This is a genomic window from Streptomyces sp. NPDC097617, from assembly GCF_044761485.1.
Lineage (GTDB): Bacteria > Actinomycetota > Actinomycetes > Streptomycetales > Streptomycetaceae > Streptomyces.
On sequence record NZ_JBIWCL010000004.1, the window covers coordinates 99360 to 119548 of the forward strand.

The following is a 20189-nucleotide window of genomic DNA, read 5'->3' on the forward strand; positions in this document are numbered from 1 at the left end:
CTCCTGCTAGCGCGCGGCACCGTCGACCTCGTGCACGGTGGGCGGTGGGCGGTGGGCGGTGGGCGGTGAGCGGTGAGCGGTGAGCGGTGGGCGGTGAGATGTCGAGAACCGCGCATGGGTCGTTGTTCACCTCTGCCGAGTCGAGATCTGGTTCGCGGTCTGCTGGTGGGACAGGAGACCGGCGACGGCTTGGAGGGGGTCGCTCATGTGCTCGCGGCGGCCGAGGTGCCGGGCGAGAGCTCGCCTCCTGTTCTTGAGGTGAGCGATCCCGTGCTCGACCCGGCTTCGTCGTGAGAATGTGCCGTGCGCTGTCGCTCGTACGTTTCCTCGTACCAGTCCGGAGCGTTCTTCTTGAACGGCCGCGGTGTCCTCCGCGTCTTCTCGGACGGGCCCAGTTCGATGATGAGAGGGGCCGCGGTGAAAACGGAGGAGTACGTGCCGACGGCGAGGCCGATGAGCAGGGCGAGGGCGAAATCGGTGAGGGAGTCGTCTGCGAGCAGGGCGAGGGACAGCAGGACCAGTGCCGCGCCCATCCCGGTGTTGACGGTGCGGGGCAGGGTCTGGAGGATCGCCCGGTTCGTGAGGCGGGACGGCGATCCGGTGCGGTCGCGGGCGAAGAGCTCGCGGACGCGGTCGAAGAGGACGACGGAGTCGTTGACCGAATAGCCGATGACGGTGAGGAGGGCGGCCAGGAAGACGCCGTCGACGGGTTTGCCGAGCCAGGCGAACACACCGGTGAGGATGAGCACGTCGTGGGCGAGCGCGCCGACGGCCGCGGTGGCGAAGGTCCAGCGGAACCGCAGTGCGAGGTAGACGAGTTGGGCGCCGAGCGCGAGGCAGAGTGCCACGATGGCGTTGCGGCGCAGCTCTTCGCCGAGGGTGGGCCCGATGAGCTCGTCGCGGATCACCTCGGTGCCGCCGCCGAGCCGGCCGATGGTCGTGGCGACCGTGGCCGCTTCGCCGTCCGTGAGGTTCTCGGACCGGACCGCCAACCCGGTGGCACCGGAGGACTGGACGAGCGCGCGGGGGAACCCGGCGTCGGCGAGTGCGGTGCGTGCCAGATCGGGATCGACGGGACGGCTGGTGCCGTACTCGATGAGGCGGCCGCCGGTGAACTCGATACCGAAGTCGAGCCCGCGGAGGAGGATGCCGGACGCGCTGAGGACCAGGAGCGCGGCCGAGGCGGCCAGCCAGCGGCGCGGACGCCGCATCAGGTGGGGACTGCGGCGCAGCAGGCGGTCGCGTACCCACCCGCTGCCCGCGATCCCCGTGATACGGGGACGACGGTGTACGCAGCGGCGGTTCGCCGCGTATTCGGCCAGTACCCGGGTGATCAGCAGGGCGCTGATCACGGAGGCCAGGACGCCGATGCCGAGGGTGATGCCGAAGCCGCGGACGGGACCGGAGGCGAATGTGAACAGCAGGCCGGCGGCGATGAGTGTGGTGATGTTGGAGTCGGCGATGGCGCTCATCGCCCCGCGGAATCCCGCGGTGAGGGCCGCGCGCGGACTGGGGCGGCCGCGGGCTGCGTAGTCCTCCCGGGCGCGTTCGAAGACAAGGACGTTGGCGTCCACGGCCATTCCGATGGTCAGGAGGAATCCGGCGAGGCCGGGCAGGGTCAGGGTCGCACCGAGGGCGGCCAGGGCGGCGTAGGAGATCAGGCCGTACGCGGCGAGGGCGATCGTGGCGAGCAGGCCCATGAGGCGGTACACGGCCATGACGAACAGCGCGATCAGTGCGCTGCCGATGGCTGCGGCCAGAGCCGCGGCCCTGATCGCCGCATCGCCGAGGCCGGCGCCGATGGTGCGCTGTTCGATGGTCTCGACCGGCACGGGAAGGGCGCCGCCGGAGATGAGGAGGGCGAGTTCCCGGGCTTCGGATTCGCCGAAGGCGCCGGTGATCCGGGTGGATCCGCCGGAGATGCCGCCTCCGCAGGGGACGGCCGGTCCGACCTGCGGCGAGGAGATGATCTGGTCGTCGAGGACGATGGCGATACGGCGCCGGGGGTCGCCGTCCCCGTGGCAGGCGGCCGCGGCGGTGGCCTGCGTCCACCCGTCGCCGCCCCGGTCGGTGAAGTCGATGGTGACGTGCCATCCGGCGCCGCCCTGCCGGTCGAACCGGGCATCCGCGCCCTTGACGTCCGTTCCCGTCAGGCCGGCGGTCTTCAACCGCAAGAGCTGCCCGGAGGCGTCGGGCAGAACGCGTTCCGCGCCCGGCTCGGCGCGTGGAGTGTCGGTGGCGGAGGGATCGGCTGCAGTTCCGCGTACCTCGTGGACGGTGAGTTGTGCGGTGCGGCCGAGTACGTCCGCGGCTCTCTTCGGGTCCTGGACGCCGGGCAGTTCCACGATGATGCGGTGGTCGCCGGAGCGGACGAGGGTGGGTTCGGCGAGGCCGAGCGCGTCGATACGGCCGCGCAAGACCTCCAGCGTGCGGTCGGTCGCTTCGCGGCCAGCAGGAGCGGTGGGGGTGGAGCGGGTCTCCAGGACGATCTGGGTGCCGCCGCGCAGATCGAGTCCCAGGCGGATCGGCGTGGTGAGGGCAAGGGCGAGCGAACCGGCGATGATCGCGAGGGCGAGCAGCGTGCGCAGGCGCAGCGTACGGCTTTGACGTGTGTGACGTTTCAAGAGAGGTCTGTCTCCTGGCAAGCGGGTCGCGGTGGCTGTTATCGGTGCCGCGACCGGGGGAAGGGGGTGTCGTCACGTGCCTGGAGGCGCGGGAGGTGACCGTCCGCTGTCCTGAGCGGTCCGGCCGCCCGGAAGAAGAGGGCGGGTGGGTAGCGGCACGCACGGGCCGGTGGTCGCCGCGGCGGCGGCACGGCACATTCCCCCGGTTCGGGGATCCGGCGGGGAGGGCCGCTCGCCGGCGTGTGCGGGACGGGGACGTGCCTGAGTCGGACAGGCGGTGGGCTCCCCGTCGCCGGGACGGGCCTCAACACGGGCACGGTCAATGTCGCGGTCAAGGGCGCGGTCAAGGGCGCGGTCACGGTCCTCGGGCGTCGTCTCCGCGGCCGCTGCCGCTGCCGTCGAACGGGCCACCGGGGTCTGGACGCCGGGCCCGCTCCTCGTGGCGGTCGCCGTCAGCAGGACGGCCAGGAGCAGCGCCAGCGCCGCCACGAGCCGGTGGGGAGCGGCCGGGGCGGCGCCGGGTGCCGGATCCATGTACCGCCCCTTTCCGGGTGTCGACGTGCGAAATGGCACAGGGGAACGCGCGGCGTCACCGAGCAGGTGCGGGCAGGGCACGCGGGACGGTGGGGACGGCGAGTGGCCGGAGATCAGGCTTCGATGAGTCCGGCGCGAATGGCGTACCGGGCCAGCGCCAGCCGGTCTCGCAGACCGAGCTTGTGCATCAGGTTCTCCCGGTGGCGGTGCACGGTCTTGACGCTGATGAACAGGATGTGGGCGATGTCCTTCGACGAATGGCCCTCCGCGACCAGCTTCAGCACCTCCTCCTCGCGCGGCGTCAGGAGATCCCCGGGGCCGGCCGCATCGCTCGCCGCCCGGTCCAGATGGCTGCGCACCAGGGCGCTGATCGCGGCGGGGTAGAGGAACGGCTCGTTGCGCATCGCGGCCCGGCAGGCACCCACCAGGTCGCGGTCGGCGACGGACTTCAGTACGTACCCGCAGGCGCCGGCCCTGAGCGACTGGATGAGGTACTGCTCGTTGTCGTGCATGGTGAGCATCAGGATCCGCAGGTTCGGCTTGAGCAGGACCAGTTCGCGGGCTGCCTGGAGTCCGGTGAGCCGGGGCATGGAGATGTCGAGGACGGCCAGGTCGATGTCCTCGTTGCGGGCCGCGCGGACGGCTTCCGCGCCGTCCCCCGCTTCGGCGACGACCCGCAGGTCGGGCTCTTGGTCGAGGATCAGGCGTACGCCGCGACGCACGAGGGTGTGGTCGTCGGCGAGCAGGATACGGATCGGCCCGGTGCGGGGAGAGGGCGCTGCGGGGGCCGAGACGGGTTCGGGAGGAGGGGCCGCGTCGGGAGGAAGGGCGAGATCGGGAGGAGAGACGGGATCGGGAGGAGGGGCGGGGTCGGGCATGGTCAAGGCTCCCTGGCAAGGGGGGTGGCGAGGCGGATCCGGGTGCCCGCACCGGGCGTGGAGGTGACATGGAGGGCGGCTCCGGCGAGCAGGGCGCGTTCGCGCATGCCTCGGATCCCGGCACCCTCGTGAACGGCCGCGATGCCGCGGCCGTCGTCGGCAACCTCCAGCACCACCGTCTCGCCGTCGCGGAGCAGGCTCACTTCGATGCGCCGGGCGTCCGCGTGACGGACCACGTTCGTCAGGCTCTCCTGAGCCACCCGGTACAGCACGAGCTCGATCTCCCGCTCCAGGTCGGGCAGGTCCTTGTCGAAACGCCTCACGATGCTCAGGCCGCTGTGGGTGGCAAAGTCTTGGGTGAGGGAGCTCAGCGCGCTGAGCAGCCCCAGGTCGTCCAGGACGCCGGGGCGCAGGCGGCGCACCAGGCGCCGGACCTCGTCCAGGCTGTCGCGGGTCACCTCCCGTGCCTGCTGCAGTTCCTCGCGCAGCGGCTCGTCCGCCGCGCTCGCCGCGCGTCCCAGCACCAGGAGGACGGCGGTCATGCTCTGCCCGACCTCGTCGTGCAGCTCCTGGGCCATGCGCCGGCGTTCTGCCTCCTGGGCGAGCAGCACCCGGGCGCTGGAGGTGGCGCGTTCGTGCTCCAGGCGGTCCAGCATGGCGTTGAAGGTGCGGATCAGCTCGGTCATCTCGCCGCCGCCGCTCGTGCTTCCGCGTCCGCGTCCGGTTCCGGTTCCCCCTCCGCTTCCGCTTCCGCTTCCGCTTCCGCCATCGGCCCCGGGCAGGGGCAGCCGCTGTCCCGGACGCAGCAGGTCGACGGTGCGCATCAGCCCGGCCAGCCTGCCGAGCGGAGCCAGGCCCCAGCGCAGCAGCGCGGCGTTGGCGACCAGCATGACGGCGAGACCGCCCACCAGCACGACCGCCTCGGTCAGCAGCACCGGCACCGAGACGGTCACCGGCGCCCATAGGAGCAGCGCCGTCGCGATGCCCAGCACCATGGCGTTCAGCCCGAAGATCCGCCAGAACAGCGACACGAAAACCTCCCACTCTTCCTGCGGTCCGGACCCGGCTCTGTGTCCTGTCCGTCACTCCCGCACAGCCCGACGGATGGTCTTGGATTGCTATCCAATCCAGCCCACTGTGTCTTCGATATAACTGGTTGTCTATGGGTGCTGCGCCCCATATCGAAGGTCATATGCCCGATCAACCGTGACGGCCCGGCGAACGGGTAAATGGGGCGTGCGCCCCATGGCCTTCCGATCGCGGGGCGGGCAGGGTCGAGCTGACCGAGACCGGGCAACCGCCCCGTCCAACGGCGGCGACGAAAGGAACCCAGTGCCCTCCGACACCTCCCCGACTGCATCCTCCGCCCGACCCCGCCCCGGACGACTGGCCCCGTCCGACGCGCGCCAACGCCTCGAAGACGCCCGGAGCAGCCGCGCCCTGCAACTGCGCGCCCTCGACAGCGGCCCGAGCAGGGAAGGCCACCTCGTCGCTACTCAGACCGAGGCCAACAACCGGGTCATTGCCGAGATCGACGCCGCCGTCGCCCGGATCGAGGACGGCTCGTACGGCACCTGCCTGGCCTGCTCCACGTCCATCCCCGCGGAACGCCTGGAGATCCTCCCCTACACGCGGTACTGCGTTCCCTGCCAGCACCGCGCCGCCACGTGACGCCGACCCGCCCGGGCCGCCCGTCCTGCCCTGCCCTGCTCACCAGGGGTGAAAGCGTGAAACACCGGACCATTGCCCGGCAGACCACTCACCTGTCGCCGGCGGACATCGCCGCGCTGCGGGAGAACCTGCGCGAGCAACTCCTCTTCCGTCAGGAACAACTGCGCAAGCTCACCGCCGCGGACCCGGCTCCGGACCACCAGGCCGAGGTGCGTCTGGCGCTCGCCGCCTCCGCGTACATGGTCTTCGTCGACGTCCGGGCGGCACTGCTCCGCATCGCGAACGGCTGCTACGGCGTCTGTCACCTGTGTCGGCGGCCCATCGACCGCGAGCGCCTGATGATCGTGCCGCAGGCACGCTACTGCACCCGATGCCAGCAGGTACGGGAGGCCGGGCGATGACCGCCGGCGGTCCCTTCACCGATACCGCAACCTCTCGTGCCGGTCACCGGCCCTGGCCGCTGTGCCGACAGTGCTGCGGTGTGGCCCTGGAACTGGGCGGCGTCCGCACCCGCGCCTGGGTCGCGGGACAGGGGATGATCCTGGACGTACCCACCGTCACCCTCACCGGGGCAAGGCCGGCGCACCCCGGCCGGCGCGGTGCGATCGTGGACGCAGCCGGTACGGCCCAGATGCTGGACCGGCTTCTCGGCCCCCGCCTGCCCCGTCTCACCCGCCCTCTGGTCATGGTCACCACACCCGTCCTGGACGGCCCCGCCCACCGGGAACGTGCCCGCACCGCCGTGCGGGCCCTGCGCCCGCGGGCCGTCCTGACCGTGCCCGCCGCCCGCGCCATCGCCCTCGCCGCGGACGCCGACCTCGCGCGGCCGCTGCTCGTCGTGGACATCGGCGCCCACCTCACCGAAGTGGTCCTCCTCGGCGAGGGCGCCGTCGTCGACGCCCGCTGCACCGCCCTGGGGACCGCCGATCCGGCCTGCGGCACCGGCGCCGCACGGAGGATCAGCGAGACGGTCGCCCTCATGATCACCTCGATGGTCCGCCAGGACCTCACGGGACTCGCCGCCGACGCCCTGAGCCGAGGCGTGCTCCTGGCCGGCGGCGGCGTACCGGTCCCCGACCTCGCCCACCGGCTCACCGACACGCTGCGGACACCCCTGCGCGTGGTCCCGGCACCGCACACCGCCGCCCTCCGCGGCGCCGCCAGGGTGCTGCGCGCCGCACACTCCCACCCTCGCTCCGCGGCACGACCCTGCCAGGCGTCGCCGACCCGCCATGATCCGAAAGACCAGGGACTGGTTGTGCGTCTTCGCGGCGGTGGTGTTCAGCTGGTCGCCGATCTCAACCAGGCGCGCGGCCTACGCTCCGGCAGCGGTACCTCGGCGTCGCGGACGACGGGCGAGTGTGCGGTCCCGTCGGCGAGCGGTCCGGAGAGGTCGATGTCCGCCTCGTCCAGCGGCGGGTGGGCGGACGAACTCCTGCGGATCGTCCACCGGGTGGTCGCGGAGGTCCGCAGGACGCGGACAGGTCGGTGACCGGGGTCCGGGTTCAGCAGTATCCGGAGTCCAGGAAGCCGCGCTGGGAGGGCTCGCCGAGGTCCAGTGCGATGTCGACGTGGCTCGGCAGCCGGTCGAACGTCGAGTTGGGGACGATGAACTCCCTGCCGGTGTACCGCTGGAGGACCGACTGATCGCGGGCCGGCTTGCAGACGAAGGGGTTCGCGTACGTGTTGTAACCGATTCCGACACCGGTGTTGAGGAACCCCGCGTCCTGGCACTGGTACAGGACGCCACGCAGCGCGGCGGCGTTCTTGGGACCCTTGTAGCGCGTCGCGAAGTTCCGAAAGCACGATGCGGAGTCGCCGGTGGTGTACGGGGAGGGTCCGGCGGCCGCCAGCGCCTCGAGGAAGGCCGTGTTGCAGCCGATCTCCGCGGACACGTCCTCGCCCTGGAGCAGGGCGGTCCGGTTGCAGCCGGTCACCGACTGGAACGCGTCGACGACGTCCTGGTGCGGGCCGAGCCGGGAGTACGCGTAGGCGAGGCGTGTCTGGCCCGCGAGCGGATACGCCCCTGTGTCGCCGGACTCCTCGTCGAGCAGCCGGAACCACGTCTCGAAGGCGGGCACCTGGGCCCGGAACCCCCGCGGGAGGGTGTAGACGGCGAGGTCCGTCGGGGTGGACCAGGTGGTGAGCCCGGGGTATCCGACGTACGAGAGGATGCCGATGCCGACCTTCGCGGGGGTGTCGCCGTACCGCTGGCGCAGCTTCAGGTAGTGCTCCAGGTTGGTGTGGGAGCCCGCCCACGCGTACCGGAAGCCTCCGGGGTACAGCGATGTACCGCTACGGGCGTGGGTGGTGGCGAACAGCGACGGCGCGACACAGTGGACCTCGCGCGCCTCCCATGCCTCACGGTAGGCCTCCGGCGTGGAGATGCAGCCGGGTTTCCCGTCCGAGGCCGACGCGTCAGGAGCTGCCGGGAGCGCGCTCCCGGCAGCAAGAGCACAGGCTGCCAGGGCCAGGAGCGGCTTCCTGCCACGACGGGATACCGGACGCTTGCGGCCCACGGTCACTCCTGGAGCTCGGACGGTCGCTGTCGGGGGAAGTGTCGGCCCCGCCGCGGCCGGTTCCCCGCAGACAGCCCGCGCACTGCCTCGTATTGCGCCGGTCGGGCTATGAAGGGCACAGCCCCGGTCCGCGTGAGCAGCTCGTCCACCGCGAGACCCCACCGCAGGGGCACCGGCGACGAGGTCCACACCGTGGGCGGGTACCTCGGCGCGTCCGTCCTGGAGTGGGCGCTGCACCACCCCGACCTGATCGCACACCTTCCGAACGCGCGGATCCTGCAGCCCGAGGAGGGCATGGCCCGCTCCCGTGTCATGCTGGAGCGGATCGCCGGGGCGGCGTTGCGCGTCCTTCACCGGCCAGGACGCGCTCCTGGTCGGCGCCGGTCGCCACGCGCCCACCGACGCGTGGCGGGGCGAACTGCGCGACACGGCGGTGGGGTTCCTGCTCGTTCTGGGCCCGACCCGCCCCGCCGCGGGGAGGAGCCGCGCCGGTCCTGGTCAACGAGCACTGGGCGCCCTGCAGTCGGTCGAGGCGCTCGTTGCGCTGAACGGATGCAGTCGTCGGGCAGTAGGGCTTCCGCAGGGATCACGGCGGCCCCATCGCGCGTTGAACCGTACAAGGGTGGGCCGCAGGCCGGCACACCGCACCGCTGGCCCGTGCGATGAGGAGGATCCGATGCATGCCGCCGAGGAGAACCGGCAGGAGCTGGACTCGGTCAGTGTCCTGAACGCGAAGAGGACGCTGCTCCAGCTGCTCGGCCGGGCGGGGGTCTTCGCCGACGACGCGGAGGGCCTGATCGCCCTGGTCGAGGCGGGGGCCCTGGCCGGCGCGTGCGAGGAGCTCGGCGCGCTGGGCGGGTCCGTACCGGGTGACAAGGGCGAGCCGTACGAGTCGGGCTGGCTGGACGGTGCCCGTGCCGTCACCGAGGAGCTCGGCGGGATCGCCGAACGGGCACTGCGGCAGACCGTCGACCCCGACGGACCGGGCGCCGCTTCGGCCGCCCGGGCGCCGGTCGGGCGGATCGAGGTGGAGCAGGCGAAGGCGGCCGTCACCCCGCTCTACCTCACTTTCACCGCCGTCTCCGACCTCGATCCCGAGGTCACCGAGGAGGTGCTGCGTGCCGTCCTCGGCACGATGACCCCCCGGCAGAGGGCCCGGTACGCCGGCCGGTTGGCGGACTTCGCCGCAGCCCACCGGGCCCGTCTGGCGCGGTTGTACCTGGAGTACGGGCCCGGCAGTACCACCGCCATCCACAGCCGCTACTCCCTTCTGCACTCCGCCACCAGCGTCGCCGTGCTGGAGCGGCTCGCCACGCGGGCGGCCGTACTGCGGGAGGAGTGGGACGCCGCCGAGCTGCCACCCGCCTGGCTGGACGGTCCGATGAGGGCGTGGGACGCGGTGGACTGACCAGGTGGCGCCGGGCCTGGGACGCGGTGGGCTGACCCCGTGGCGCCGGCCTGGACGCTTGTGAGGGGGCGGCGTGGTCTACCCGGCCGCGCGCAGTCGGGTCGCGGCCGTCTCCGCCTCCCGTACGACGCGCTCCGTGTCGACGCCGACGAGCCGGCCGCCGAACTTCAGCGGCCGCCCGTCCACGAACACGGCCTCGACGTTCTCGGGCCGCCCGTTGAAGACGGTCTGGCCGATCCAGTCGAAGCGTGGCGCGAAGTTCAGGGCGGCCGGGTCGACGACCACGACGTCGGCCCGCTTTCCGGGGGTCAGGGAGCCGGTCCGGTCGCTGATCCCCAGGGCCTCGGCGCCGCCGGGTCCATGGTGAGTACGAGGGAGGCGCCGCGCAGCAGGACCGTCGGGCCGACCGGGGCGGGTGGGCGTTCGGGGCGGGTGGTGATGCCGAGGACGAGCGGGGTGGCGGCGGCCAGGCCGAGGCCGGTGAGGATTTCGCGGCGGCTGGGGGCCGGCGAGGGAGTGGGGGACGACTGCATGGCGTAGTACCTCCCGAGGGCTCAGAACGGAAGGCCCGCCCGGGCGACGCCGTACGGGGGCGTCGGACCGGGCGGGAGAACACACGCAGCATTCCCAGCGAACTGTCATTCGATAGGCGATTGCGGAAAACTCTTTCCGTTCCGGTCGCCCATCAGCCATTCATCGGCCATCCGGCTCCCCACCCCCCTTGTCGCGTCGCACCGGGCATCGATGCGCGGTCCTCGCAATCGAGCGCCGAGGTGGCACCGCGCGATGGCTCCCCGGGATCTGCGCCGGAGCCCTGGACGGGTTCCGTGTGAGGCCTCACACGCCTTGTCCTCCGACAGCGGGAAGTGTCGCTCCGTCAGGCATCTGCCGGTCGGCCCGGGCCTCGCTCCTGTGGCCGCCTGCGGACCCCGGTCGGGGCGGACCCGTTGTGCAGGCGCCGGCCCACCGCCTGGGTTCACACCACAACCAGGACCACACGCTCGGCAGGAAACGGCAAACGGCACGGATGGCGGGAGCGTCCTCCGATTCCGCCCTCGCGTCCTCAGCCCTCCCGCCCTCGGCCCTCGGCCCTCCCCTGGGATATTCACGGACCCGACCGTCGGTCGTGCATCCATCCGCGGCTCCCGCGGGGAAGCAATACGTCTGCGGAACATCGATTCGGCCTCACGGGGCCGGTAAGGGGCCGGCTGTGACGATCACCGTCCGGAGGGACATCCTCGTCGGGCTTCCTCTCAACGATCTGGTTGCCTACCTGGAGGACTTCTCCCGAACCGAGGAATGGGACCCAGGCACGGTGCGGTGCGTGCAGGTCGGTGCAGGACCGGTACAGCAGGGAACCACGTGGCAGAACACTTCGCGCTTTCGTGGCCGCACCAGCGACCTGCTCTACCGGCTCGTCTCCAAACAGCCGGATCGGCTGCTGTTCGTCGGTGAGAACAAGACCGTCACGGCCACCGATGACCTGAGTTTCCGGGCCCGCTCGGCCACGACCACGCTCCTCGGCTACACGGCGTCCTTGCGGTTCAAGGGATGGGCACGCCTGGCCACACCCTTCCTGCGCCCCGAATTCGACAGGCTGGCCGACGCCGTGGCCGACAAACTGCCTTCCGCGGCCACAGTCCACCGCGGTTAGCGCGGCTGCGACCGTGCCAGCCCCGATCCGCCGTGACCGGACCGAACGAGGAAGACCTCGTCGGTGAAGCACCAGGCCCAGTCCTCGTCGGGCGCCAGGGACAGGACGACCGGGTGTCCGCTCAGCACATGGTGGTCATGGGCGTGCAGACCCCGCGAGCTGTCACAGCATCCGACGTGGCCACACGTCACGCACCAGCGCAGCCGCACCCAGCTCCAGCCGCGCGACAAACAGTCCGCGCAGCCGACCGGCGGGGCCGGCAGCGACAGCTCGGACGCCGGCAGGAGCCCGATATGTGTGCAGGACCGCCCCTTCGGTCGACCGCCGTCAGGCCCGACCCGCCAGCCGGGGCCACCTGCCATCGCCACCACTCCTCGTCCGCACCGGCCCGTGCCCGGCGCAGCTCCGGACGCGGAGGCTTTCGTATCCCCGTTCCTTTCGGCCCGAGGAGCACGAACGGATGCGTCCAGGACTGAGGAATCCGACGACCTCGGACCGGACCTCAGCGCTTCGGTCCAGCGGTCGAGCGTCCCGCTCCTGCCGTCGTAGGTGAGCCGGGTACCGCCTCCGAGCGGGCGCACATCGCTGTCGAGCGGACCCGTCGGACAGGCCGCGCACGCCTCCCCCAGGGGAACGCAGGCGCCTGTCATCGCCTTGGACGGCGACCTGGGTCGGTACGAAGCTGCGCTGGGACCTGGCCGTCGACGAGACGAGCACCAGGCCTCCTCGGCCTCGCCGAGGACTGCACCACCACCGTCGTCCACGAACCCGCACCGTAGCGTCGGCGAAGCATGCGAAAAGGGGCCCCGACCGGCCAGGGGGGGGAGAGGCCGGTCGGGGCCGGGCCCTGCCCCCAGCCGGGGGGGGTGGCTGGGGCAGGGCGTCCGGGTCGCGGAGGGATCCGGCAACGTCACGGATCCTGCCGAACCCTTTTCACGGTACTCCACGCGCCCGATTACAAAGGCCCGCCGCGCTACTGATTCACGAGCGAGCCCGTACGCAGCCACCCCCGCGCTCGGCCACTCCTGCCACGAGCTCCGTTCAGAGGATCCCGCCACCGGGGACAGGGACCCGGGCTCTGGCTCTGGCTCTGGCTCTGGCTCGCAAGGACGCCGGGGAGCTGGGTGCGCGGCGACCGGAGGTGCCCTCGAAGGTGAGCGAGCCGATCGTGCCGTCGCGGTGTGGGCGCAGCACGGTTCGCCGCGACATCCGGCCGGGCCAGGGGTGCAGACCTTCTCCGAGCTCACCCCCGGACGGGCCGCCGCACTCGCGACACGTGGCTGTTCGGCGGCGCCGTGAAGGACGATCCGCTCGAAGAGCGTCGTGGAACCCGACTGCGCTGTTCGTCGGCGAGGTCATCGTGAACGCGCTGATCCACTCGTTCCGGATCGTGCCCGGTCCGCCCCTCAACCCCCCGCCGGCCAAGCCCCGGCCGGCGCTCCGGCGGGGCCGGGGTGCGGCTACCTGCCGAACATGAACGTGCGGGCCGGGACGAACACCTCGTGGCCGGTCGGAAACCGGACACGGAGCCCGGCCTCCGTCCACGTGGTGGACTCGATGCCCTCCGCTCCCAGGGCCGGGTCGATGTCCAGCCAGTGTCCGTACGTCCCTCCGGTGCCCCGGCCGACCAGCATCCGGTACGAGTGTCGGCCGGACAGGGTGTGTTCGTGCGTCAGCGACAGGAAGTGCGGTGACCGGTCGGCGTAGGTCACGGCCGCCGGGGCGCTGTCGCGGTACGTGACCTCGGTGCGCGGCCACCAGAGGACCGTCAACAGCACGGCGGTCGACGTGATGCCTACCGCGGCGCCCAGCAGCAGCTTGCCTGCCCCGCTCGTCCGGCGGGGCCGCGCGGCCCGGTCGGGGGTGATGGTGTCGATGGCTGGTGTCCCTCCAGGAATGGGCCGTTGCGTACCTCCGGGGCCGGGCCGCCGGTCGCACCCCGGCCTCCGGCACAGTCCGCGGTGCCGACAGCCGGTCGGGCCGGGCTCTCACGTCACCAGGTGCAGCGACGTTCCCGCGATGCCCAGTCGTATGCTCTGCCCCCAGGTCAGTTCCAGGGCGTCGCCCTCCATCCCGTCACCGAACACCACCATCCGGTCCGACTCCACGGTCAGCCGCAGTCCCTGGCCGCGCCCCAGTTCGCCGGCGACCTTCGTCGTTCCGGTCGTGGGAGAGGGCCAGGCCTCCCGTACGAACCACAGGAGCCGCCGCTCGCAGGGTGCGGGCAGCTGCGCGGGGCTGTCGCGCTCCTGCCACAGGGAGCGCAGCCAGCCGGTGGCGCCCGTGCCGGTGCCCACCAGCACCCCGGAGGACGCCTGGGCCTCGCCCGGGCCCTGGTCGGCGTCGGCGTCGGCGTCGGCGTCGGCGTCCAGGCGGTAGCGGGCCGTCTGGTGGCCGGGCGAGCCCAGGTAGATCTCGTTGAGCGCGAGGAGGCGCTGGGTGTCGTCGGCGACGGCCTCGACCATGGTCAGCTCTTCCGCCCGGCTCCCGGCGGCGGTCGCCGCACGCAGCAGGGCGGCCGCGTCGGCGCAGCGGTGGCGGACCAGGACGCCCGGGTTGCGTCCCGGGTCGGTGTCGATGCCCACCACCGGCTGTCCGCGCAGGTACTTCGCGGTGTTGGCGACCAGGCCGTCCTGGCCGATCACGACCACCACGTCCTGCGGCGCGAACAGGAAGCGGTCCAGGTCCGCCCGCTCCACCCGGGAGCTGCGCCAGGTGAGGGGCACGGCCGCCGCCACCTGGCGCAGGGCCTGCTGGGTGCGCTCGTGGCGGCGGTGCACCTCGTCGATCGACCGGCCCCGGCTGGAGAGGAAGAACGCGGCCTGCCCGTGCGTCCCGTGCCGGGCGAGCAGTTCCTCGTACTCGGTCCTGCGGTGCACGAGGACCGCCCGCGGGGCCAGGCTCACGCGCCCGTGCCGCCTTCCGGACGTCCGAGGCGGGTGAGGAGTCCGGTGAGGATGTCGGGAGAGAGCGTGATGCTCTCGATCCGCGGCAGGTTCTCCGCCAGTCGGGTCGCCGCCAGGGCGTGCAGGGTTCCCGGGGCGGCTTCGTCGTGGACGCGCAGCCAGGCGGCCTGGACCTCGGCGCGTGCCGCGCCCGTCTCGCGTGCCGCCTCGGCGTCGGCGCGGGCCAGGCTGACCTTGCGGGCCGCCTCGGTCTCGGTCCGGATGCCGTCCGCCGCCGCTTTCTCCTCGGCCTCGCGGCGGGCGTTGGTGCCGCGCTGGTCGATCAACTGCTCCTCGCGGCGGGCCAGTTCGATCTGGCTGGCCAGCTCGTTCTCGGCGATGGCACGCTCACGTTCGACGGCGACGGCCCGCCGTTCGTAGGTGGCCCGGTCCGCCTCCTGCTGGATCTGCTCACGGGCCGGGGTGCGCAGGGCGCGCTCCACCTCGGCCTCGGGGCGGATCGCCACGACCCGCACGGCCACCACGTCGATGCCGGTGGCCGGGAGCCTGGGCTCGGCGGCGAGACCGGCGGCGACGCTCGTTCGTACGGAGGTGACGCCGTCCACCAGGGCGGCGGCCAGCGGGGTTCGGGCGAGTACGTCCAGTGCGTGCTGCTGCGCGGTCTCGGTGAGGAGCGTGGCGATCTGCTCCAAAGGGGCCCCGCGCCAGCTCCCGCTGTCCGGGTCGACGGAGAAGTCGAGTCGTTCCGCGGCTTCGGCCGGGTCGCTGATCCGGTAGGTGACGGTGGCCTGTACGGCGACGTCCTGGAAGTCGGAGGTACGGGCGTGGAACGCCATGGCCAGCTCCCGGTCGTCGACCGGCACTTCGGAGAGCGCCGCCGAGAGCGACCGGTACCAGAAACTGAGCCCGCGCCCGTCGTGGGCGAGTCGGCCGCGCTTGTGGTGGCGTATGTGGGTGGTGGGCGCGGAGCGCAGATGGCGCCAGCCGAAGCGCCGGGTGATGTCGGCCATGGCGAACCCCCTTCATTTCGTCAATGCGACGATAAAGGAACCCATCGCTATCGTCAAGAAGACGAAAAGAAGGGGGTTCGGGTCGCTGCTCCGGCATCAGCGGAAGCCGCCCGGAAGGCCGCCAAACGCCCCACCGGGCCGTCCATTCACGCTCCGCCTGCGGCATCTGGGCAGAACGTACGCACGACGTTGCCCTGGTTGGCAACAGCGGCCAGTTACTGGCCAAGCGGCACATCACCGATGACGCCGCTGGCCACAAGGTCCTACTGGATCTACTTGCTGATCACGGCGACACAGAGGAATCCCCGATCCCGGTTGCGCTCGAGACATCCCGAGGCCTGCCGGTCACGGTGCTGCGGACCGGCAAGCGGCAGGTCTTCGCGATCAACCCGATGGCCGCTGCCCGATACCGCGATCGTCATTCGGTCTCGCGCAAGAAGTCCGACCCGGGCGATGCTCTGGGTTCTGACCAACGTACTGAGGACCGACATGCACGCCCACCGCCCTCTTCCCCAGGACAGTGACCTGGCCCGCGCCGTCGCCGTCCTCGCCCGTGCTCAGCAGGACGCTACGTGGAACCGTCAGCAGATCGCCAACCAGCTGCGATGCCTGTTGCGCGAGTACTACCCGGCCGCTCCCGCAGCCGTCGAATCCTGGAAGAATGGACCCTGCCGGCACGAGGCGCACGAGTTGTTGAAGTCGGCCCCGGCACCGGCCAAGGCGGCTCGGCTTACCCGTCACCCGACGCTGGGTGAAGAACAACCGGCTCAACCACGCCGGCTAGCTCTGGGCCTTCTCCGCGATCACCGCCATACCCGGCGCCGAAGCCCACTACCGGCGACGACGCGACAACCACGCGGACTGGCACGCCGCCGCCCAGCGCAACCTCTTCAACCGCATGATCGGCCAGCTCTACCACTGTCTCCAGCAGCACCATCCACATGACGAGGCACTGGCCTTCCCAGCACCGACTGCTGAGGTCAGCACAGCGGCCGCATAGCCCAGTACATCTACTGGCCTGAGGACGACACCCAGGGAGCGAACCGCTGACCGGGTCCTGCGTCCTCGCGCCAGTACCGCAGAACCGTTTCCTGGACGATGCTGAGGCGCTCCGCGGCGATGAGGCAGACCGGCTCCTGCCCGCCGGCGTCGGCTTCGAAGGCGACCACGATGGGCGGCTTCTCCCCGAGCTGACGAGTGACTTTCAGGAGCTCGTCGGGCGACGGAGGTCGCAAGACCGGATCGTGGAAGCCGGACGGACAAGTGACGAAGATCGGATCGCCGAAGACCAGTTCCAGGCCGTGGTCCACCAGAACCGTCCTGAAATGCGGAAACAGCGCCGCTATGAGGTCATCACACCGCACCACGGTCCCAGATGACGAGACGCCACCGTTCCAGAACGCCTCTGATCGTCCCCACGGAATGTGTGCCAGAACCGAGAAGAGACAGCAGATGTTCACCACTTCGGGAAGCAGTTCCGAGGGCCGCTGTGTTCGAATTGTTCACGAGCACCGGCAGCACCGGCTGTCGGCGCTCAGTGGCGGTATGCGGCTGTCGCGATCTCGATGAAGGATCGGATCAACGGGTTGGTGTCACCTTCGTTCCACACCGCCACCACTCGGCTCGGCGCGATGTCGGTCAGCGGTAGCACTGCCAACTCTGCGGGCAGGTCGTGTCCGAGCGGGGCCAGGCCGACCGTGCCGTTCCACAGCACGGCCTGCAGACATTCCTGAACGGCGCGCACCACCGGGCCCTCGCGCGGCGAGCCGCCGTTCCAGTACGACTGCCAGATGGGGTCGGTGCCCTGCGGGAACTGGAACCAGCGGCGGTCGCTCAGCTCGGCCAGCCGCAGCCGGTCGCGGCGGGCCAGCGGATCGTCGGCGCGCAGGACCACGCCGACCGGATCGGTTCGCAGCACACGCACCGTCAGGGCGGTCTCGTCGAACGGCGCCCGGGTCAGGGCGACGTCGACCAGTCCGGCGCGCAGCCCGCACGTCGGGTCGGTCAGATCGGTGTCGCGGATGCGGATGTCGATGCCGGGGTGGGTTCGGCGGTAGGCGGCGGCCAGCCTGGACACTCCCGGGTCGGTGCCGTCGCCCAGGATGCCGACGGTGATGGTCGCGAAGCCGGCCGCCGCGCTCACGCGGACACGGACGCGGTCGACATGGTCGAGCAGGACCCGCGCCTCATCGAGCAGCACCGCGCCCACCGGAGTGAGCGTGACGCCCGTGGGCGAGCGGGCGAACAACAGGGCCCCGACATCAGCCTCCAACTGCTTGATCGCCCGGCTCAGCGGCGGCTGACTCATGTGCAGTCGGGTGGCCGCCCGGCCGAAGTGGAGTTCCTCGGCAACGGCCACGAAATAGCGCAGGGTCCGTAGCTCCATGCTGCAACGATACCCGCAGGGTATCGGCGCTGCGGGATGGGTCTTGGACACCGGCAGGCCCCGGGCGGTGCAATTGTGAGCATGGCCGAAGAAGCAGAGACCAACGTGCCGCAAGCCGACCCCGTGGTGTGGGTGGCGGGTCCCGGTGATGGCGAGACGATCGTTCTGGGCACTACGCACATGCGCGTCCTGGAGGACGGCAGCCACACCGGGCAGCGCCTCGCGATCGCCGAGTCCGTCCTCGCCCCGCACACCCAGGGACCGCCGCAGCACCGCCACGCCCAGCACGACGAGGGCTTCTACATCCTGTCCGGCACCGTGCGGTTCACCGTCGGGGAGGAGGACCACGACGCGACCACGGGCACGCTCGTGGTGGTTCCGCCCGGCACCCCGCACACCTTCGCCAACCTGACTGACCAACCCGCCGTCATGCTCAGCACATTCACCCCCAACCTGTACGTGCAGTACTTCCGGGACCTCCAGGAAGTGCTTGCCGACGGACGGCCGTTGACGCCACAGGCCAATATCGACGCGATGAGCCGCTACGCGACCGAGCCTGCCACCGACCTCGCCTGAAGCAGTCGACGGGTCCCCGTGAACCGGTGACCCATGAACGGGAACTATGAACATCGCCTACTGGATCGTCGCGGGACTACTCGCCCTCTTCTACTTCTACGCGGGCACGCTGAAGGTGATCCGCAGCCGCGATCAGCTCCGACCGATCATGGCCTGGGTCGACCGCATACCCTTGCCCGCCCTCAGGGCACTGGGTTCGGTCGAAATACTCGGAGCGACCGGCATGATCCTGCCGCCGCTGACGGGCGTCGCGCCCGCGCTGGCGCCGGCTGCGGCCAGCGGCCTCGTACTCCTCCAAGCCGGTGCGATCGCCGTCCACCTGACCGGCGAGGACCGCCGGATCGCACTCAACGTCGGGCTCATCACCACCGCGGCTGTGACCATCTGGCTGGCCACCAGGCTGTGATGGAACACAGCCCTCGACTGGTGGATGCAACGGCAGGGACAGCCGCCACGCGGCCACTGTCATTTTGACGGTGCAGTTCAACGGGAGCCACGGCTACGTCGCGGATGTTGACGGCACCGAGATCGAGTGCGGCCACCGACGGCCGACCATCGCCGAGACCGCGTGATACCCGGCGCCGCTGATCAGGCCGTCTTCAGCGGCCGTCCGCCCCAGCGGATGCCCCGCCGGTAGCGCACCGAGTTCGTGCTGCCCCGCCGCACGATCCGCTGCAACTGCTGGCCCTCCTGATCGGTCAGTCTGCGCACCTTGACCGGCTCTGCCACCACGCCTCCACGGCTCAGCATCGAATGTCTCCCGACATCCAACCGCCCCGAGGCACAGCACCGCCAACCGCAACCCGGCGACCCTATGCGGTCACAGCACTAGTCCGGCGGCTCCGGAGAGACGCCGCCGCCGTCGCCGTCCGGACCCTCGTACTCCGGCGCGTCCTGTGGCGTGTCCTCGGCCCGGCGGCGCCCTTCGGGGGCCGCGTCGGCCGGGCCGCCGCTCCCGGGCAGGTCGGGCACGGCGGGGCCGACCGGGGCAGGTCCGGGGTGACCGGGTCCTCGCTCGCCGGGACGGGGGCCGGCAGGTCCGGTCGTCGTTCGGGGCGGTTCATGGCACCTTCTTCCCTCGTGGACTGTGCGGCGCGCCTACCCGGGTCCCCGGGCCGGCATGCGGGCCCGACCCGACCCGGCCCGGGCCTGAGGAGGTCGTCCACGCTCAGCCGCGGTCCCGGCCCAGACCCGGGCCCGGCGCACGGCGCACGGCCGGCCAAGACGTGTCGCTCCGCGGATCCGGCCCTGCAACGGCCAAGCGATCACCGTGATCACGGGCGGAGCGCCCAGGACCGCCCAGGACCGCTACGACGACGAGATATCGACTGCTCAGGAAGCCTCTCTCGCGGCCTTGCGCGCGAGCAGTTGGACCTCCTGGAACTGCCGCCGGTCGGTGGGCTGTGGCTCGCGAACCACCCGAGCCACCTCGGCCAAGCCGAACGCGCGCAGCATCGCGGCGAGGTGATCAGGCGCCCACCGATAGGCCGGCGCGACCGCGTGATCGAAGATCTGTGTCGGGCGGGACGGGCCATCGCTTGCCGAAAAGCCGACGAGAAGGTGGCCGCCAGGTGCCAGCACACGATGGAACTCCGCCAGAACGAGCGGGAGTTCCTGCGGCGGAGTATGGATGATGGACCACCGTGAGAGTACGCCGCCCAGCACGCCGTCGGCGATGTTCAGCGCGGCCATCGAACCCACGTCGAACCGCAGGCCCGGATAGGCCTGTCGAGCCAACTCGATCATCGACGGAGAGGCATCGACACCGCACACTGCCAGCCCGAGCTCATCGAGATAGGCGGTGATATGGCCGGGCCCGCACCCCAGGTCCGCGACCTGACCGTTCCCGTTCGTACGTACGGACTCGGCGAAGACACCCAGGACCGCACGGTCCAGGGGGCTGTCCCGCAGCGTGTCGCGGAACAGTTCCGCATAGGTGGAGGCGGCAGCGTCGTAGGCCTCGCGGGTGACATTGAGGGCATCGTCTTCGACCACGATCTCGACACTAACGAGCTCGTGCATG

Annotated in this window: 21 protein-coding genes and 2 pseudogenes; 8 read left to right on the forward strand and 15 right to left on the reverse strand. The window is 71.3% G+C overall.

Translation table 11 applies throughout. The annotated features are described in order from the left end of the window. Positions 1–203: 203 nt before the first annotated feature. The 3 genes from secD to ACIQZO_RS09150 form a co-directional block, all read right to left on the reverse strand. Positions 204–2624 carry a protein translocase subunit SecD gene (secD, locus tag ACIQZO_RS09140; RefSeq protein ID WP_403622396.1) on the reverse strand — a complete coding sequence of 807 codons (2421 nt, stop codon included), beginning with the start codon at positions 2622–2624 and terminating at the stop codon, positions 204–206. Between the two features lie 647 nt (positions 2625–3271). After that, entirely contained in the window at positions 3272–4036 is a 765-nt protein-coding gene (locus ACIQZO_RS09145; RefSeq protein ID WP_403622398.1) for a response regulator, read from the reverse strand. 2 nt (positions 4037–4038) lie between these two features. Further along, positions 4039–5067, reverse strand: coding sequence for a sensor histidine kinase (locus ACIQZO_RS09150; RefSeq protein ID WP_403622401.1), 1029 nt, complete (start codon positions 5065–5067; stop codon positions 4039–4041). A 301-nt stretch (positions 5068–5368) separates the two neighbouring features. Between ACIQZO_RS09150 and ACIQZO_RS09155 the strand changes: the two genes are divergently transcribed. From ACIQZO_RS09155 to ACIQZO_RS09165, 3 genes and pseudogenes are all read left to right on the forward strand, one after another. Then, positions 5369–5707 carry a TraR/DksA family transcriptional regulator gene (locus tag ACIQZO_RS09155; protein ID WP_403622404.1) on the forward strand — a complete coding sequence of 113 codons (339 nt, stop codon included), beginning with the start codon at positions 5369–5371 and terminating at the stop codon, positions 5705–5707. A gap of 56 nt (positions 5708–5763) precedes the next feature. Continuing rightward, positions 5764–6108, forward strand: coding sequence for a TraR/DksA family transcriptional regulator (locus tag ACIQZO_RS09160; RefSeq protein WP_403622407.1), 345 nt, complete (start codon positions 5764–5766; stop codon positions 6106–6108). After that, a pseudogene (locus ACIQZO_RS09165) lies at positions 6105–6908 on the forward strand (rod shape-determining protein); the annotation flags it as partial. The gene ACIQZO_RS09160 and the pseudogene ACIQZO_RS09165, both read left to right, overlap by 4 nt. A gap of 304 nt (positions 6909–7212) precedes the next feature. Here the strand turns inward: ACIQZO_RS09165 and ACIQZO_RS09170 are convergent. Then, positions 7213–8226 (reverse strand): hypothetical protein, encoded by a 1014-nt coding sequence (locus ACIQZO_RS09170; protein ID WP_403622410.1) that lies wholly within the window; start codon positions 8224–8226, stop codon positions 7213–7215. Positions 8227–8902: 676 nt separating this feature from the next. On the opposite strand from ACIQZO_RS09170, the gene ACIQZO_RS09175 reads away from it, so the two are divergent. Further along, positions 8903–9634, forward strand: coding sequence for a hypothetical protein (locus ACIQZO_RS09175; protein ID WP_403622413.1), 732 nt, complete (start codon positions 8903–8905; stop codon positions 9632–9634). Positions 9635–9712: 78 nt separating this feature from the next. On the opposite strand, the gene ACIQZO_RS09180 is transcribed toward ACIQZO_RS09175, so the two are convergent. Further along, positions 9713–9973 (reverse strand): amidohydrolase family protein, encoded by a 261-nt coding sequence (locus ACIQZO_RS09180; protein ID WP_403623361.1) that lies wholly within the window; start codon positions 9971–9973, stop codon positions 9713–9715. Beyond that, on the reverse strand, positions 9943–10167 hold the full coding sequence (locus tag ACIQZO_RS09185; RefSeq protein WP_403623410.1) for a hypothetical protein: 225 nt from the start codon (positions 10165–10167) through the stop codon (positions 9943–9945). The genes ACIQZO_RS09180 and ACIQZO_RS09185 overlap by 31 nt, the downstream gene beginning before the upstream one ends. 677 nt (positions 10168–10844) lie before the next feature. Between ACIQZO_RS09185 and ACIQZO_RS09190 the strand changes: the two genes are divergently transcribed. Continuing rightward, positions 10845–11288 carry an SRPBCC family protein gene (locus ACIQZO_RS09190; RefSeq protein WP_403622416.1) on the forward strand — a complete coding sequence of 148 codons (444 nt, stop codon included), beginning with the start codon at positions 10845–10847 and terminating at the stop codon, positions 11286–11288. Here the strand turns inward: ACIQZO_RS09190 and ACIQZO_RS09195 are convergent. The 4 genes from ACIQZO_RS09195 to ACIQZO_RS09210 form a co-directional block, all read right to left on the reverse strand. Then, positions 11285–11650 carry a UBP-type zinc finger domain-containing protein gene (locus ACIQZO_RS09195; protein ID WP_403622418.1) on the reverse strand — a complete coding sequence of 122 codons (366 nt, stop codon included), beginning with the start codon at positions 11648–11650 and terminating at the stop codon, positions 11285–11287. The two genes, ACIQZO_RS09190 and ACIQZO_RS09195, sit on opposite strands and share 4 nt — an antisense overlap. A gap of 1098 nt (positions 11651–12748) precedes the next feature. Beyond that, positions 12749–13066: a hypothetical protein gene (locus tag ACIQZO_RS09200; RefSeq protein WP_403622421.1), complete on the reverse strand. Its 318-nt coding sequence runs from the start codon at positions 13064–13066 to the stop codon at positions 12749–12751. 210 nt (positions 13067–13276) lie between these two features. After that, positions 13277–14194: a hypothetical protein gene (locus tag ACIQZO_RS09205; RefSeq protein ID WP_403622424.1), complete on the reverse strand. Its 918-nt coding sequence runs from the start codon at positions 14192–14194 to the stop codon at positions 13277–13279. Continuing rightward, positions 14191–15204 (reverse strand): SPFH domain-containing protein, encoded by a 1014-nt coding sequence (locus ACIQZO_RS09210; protein ID WP_403622427.1) that lies wholly within the window; start codon positions 15202–15204, stop codon positions 14191–14193. The genes ACIQZO_RS09205 and ACIQZO_RS09210 overlap by 4 nt, the downstream gene beginning before the upstream one ends. Before the next feature lie 164 nt (positions 15205–15368). On the opposite strand from ACIQZO_RS09210, the pseudogene ACIQZO_RS09215 reads away from it, so the two are divergent. Further along, positions 15369–16204, forward strand: a pseudogene (locus ACIQZO_RS09215) (transposase). 10 nt (positions 16205–16214) lie between these two features. On the opposite strand, the gene ACIQZO_RS09220 reads toward ACIQZO_RS09215, so the two are convergent. Continuing rightward, positions 16215–16667 (reverse strand): hypothetical protein, encoded by a 453-nt coding sequence (locus tag ACIQZO_RS09220; protein WP_403622430.1) that lies wholly within the window; start codon positions 16665–16667, stop codon positions 16215–16217. A gap of 71 nt (positions 16668–16738) precedes the next feature. Beyond that, entirely contained in the window at positions 16739–17590 is an 852-nt protein-coding gene (locus ACIQZO_RS09225; RefSeq protein WP_403622433.1) for a LysR family transcriptional regulator, read from the reverse strand. A gap of 81 nt (positions 17591–17671) precedes the next feature. Here ACIQZO_RS09225 and ACIQZO_RS09230 point away from each other — a divergent pair, with 81 nt between their 5' ends. Together ACIQZO_RS09230 and ACIQZO_RS09235 are read left to right on the forward strand one after the other, a co-directional pair. Then, on the forward strand, positions 17672–18166 hold the full coding sequence (locus ACIQZO_RS09230) for a cupin domain-containing protein (protein ID WP_403622436.1): 495 nt from the start codon (positions 17672–17674) through the stop codon (positions 18164–18166). A gap of 46 nt (positions 18167–18212) precedes the next feature. Beyond that, positions 18213–18572 (forward strand): DoxX family protein, encoded by a 360-nt coding sequence (locus tag ACIQZO_RS09235; protein ID WP_403622439.1) that lies wholly within the window; start codon positions 18213–18215, stop codon positions 18570–18572. Between the two features lie 182 nt (positions 18573–18754). Here the strand turns inward: ACIQZO_RS09235 and ACIQZO_RS09240 are convergent, their stop codons facing one another. The 3 genes from ACIQZO_RS09240 to ACIQZO_RS09250 form a co-directional block, all read right to left on the reverse strand. Beyond that, the gene (locus ACIQZO_RS09240; protein ID WP_403623413.1) at positions 18755–18895 is read right to left on the reverse strand and encodes a hypothetical protein; all 141 of its coding nucleotides are present in this window, start codon (positions 18893–18895) and stop codon (positions 18755–18757) included. A 99-nt stretch (positions 18896–18994) separates the two neighbouring features. Next, the gene (locus tag ACIQZO_RS09245; RefSeq protein WP_403622442.1) at positions 18995–19138 is read right to left on the reverse strand and encodes a hypothetical protein; all 144 of its coding nucleotides are present in this window, start codon (positions 19136–19138) and stop codon (positions 18995–18997) included. A gap of 360 nt (positions 19139–19498) precedes the next feature. Further along, positions 19499–20161, reverse strand: coding sequence for a class I SAM-dependent methyltransferase (locus ACIQZO_RS09250; RefSeq protein WP_403622444.1), 663 nt, complete (start codon positions 20159–20161; stop codon positions 19499–19501). Positions 20162–20189: the final 28 nt, after the last annotated feature.

What these genes read in the sequence shown, in the direction of transcription:
- ACIQZO_RS09145 (WP_403622398.1), bottom strand. Translation starts at nt 4,036, where the DNA reads ATGCCCGACCCCGCCCCTCCTCCCGATCCCGTCTCTCCTCCCGATCTC.
- ACIQZO_RS09175 (WP_403622413.1), top strand. Translation starts at nt 8,903, where the DNA reads ATGCATGCCGCCGAGGAGAACCGGCAGGAGCTGGACTCGGTCAGTGTC.
- ACIQZO_RS09185 (WP_403623410.1), bottom strand. Translation starts at nt 10,167, where the DNA reads ATGCAGTCGTCCCCCACTCCCTCGCCGGCCCCCAGCCGCCGCGAAATC.
- ACIQZO_RS09195 (WP_403622418.1), bottom strand. Translation starts at nt 11,650, where the DNA reads ATGGCAGGTGGCCCCGGCTGGCGGGTCGGGCCTGACGGCGGTCGACCG.
- ACIQZO_RS09210 (WP_403622427.1), bottom strand. Translation starts at nt 15,204, where the DNA reads ATGGCCGACATCACCCGGCGCTTCGGCTGGCGCCATCTGCGCTCCGCG.
- ACIQZO_RS09225 (WP_403622433.1), bottom strand. Translation starts at nt 17,590, where the DNA reads ATGGAGCTACGGACCCTGCGCTATTTCGTGGCCGTTGCCGAGGAACTC.
- ACIQZO_RS09230 (WP_403622436.1), top strand. Translation starts at nt 17,672, where the DNA reads ATGGCCGAAGAAGCAGAGACCAACGTGCCGCAAGCCGACCCCGTGGTG.
- ACIQZO_RS09235 (WP_403622439.1), top strand. Translation starts at nt 18,213, where the DNA reads ATGAACATCGCCTACTGGATCGTCGCGGGACTACTCGCCCTCTTCTAC.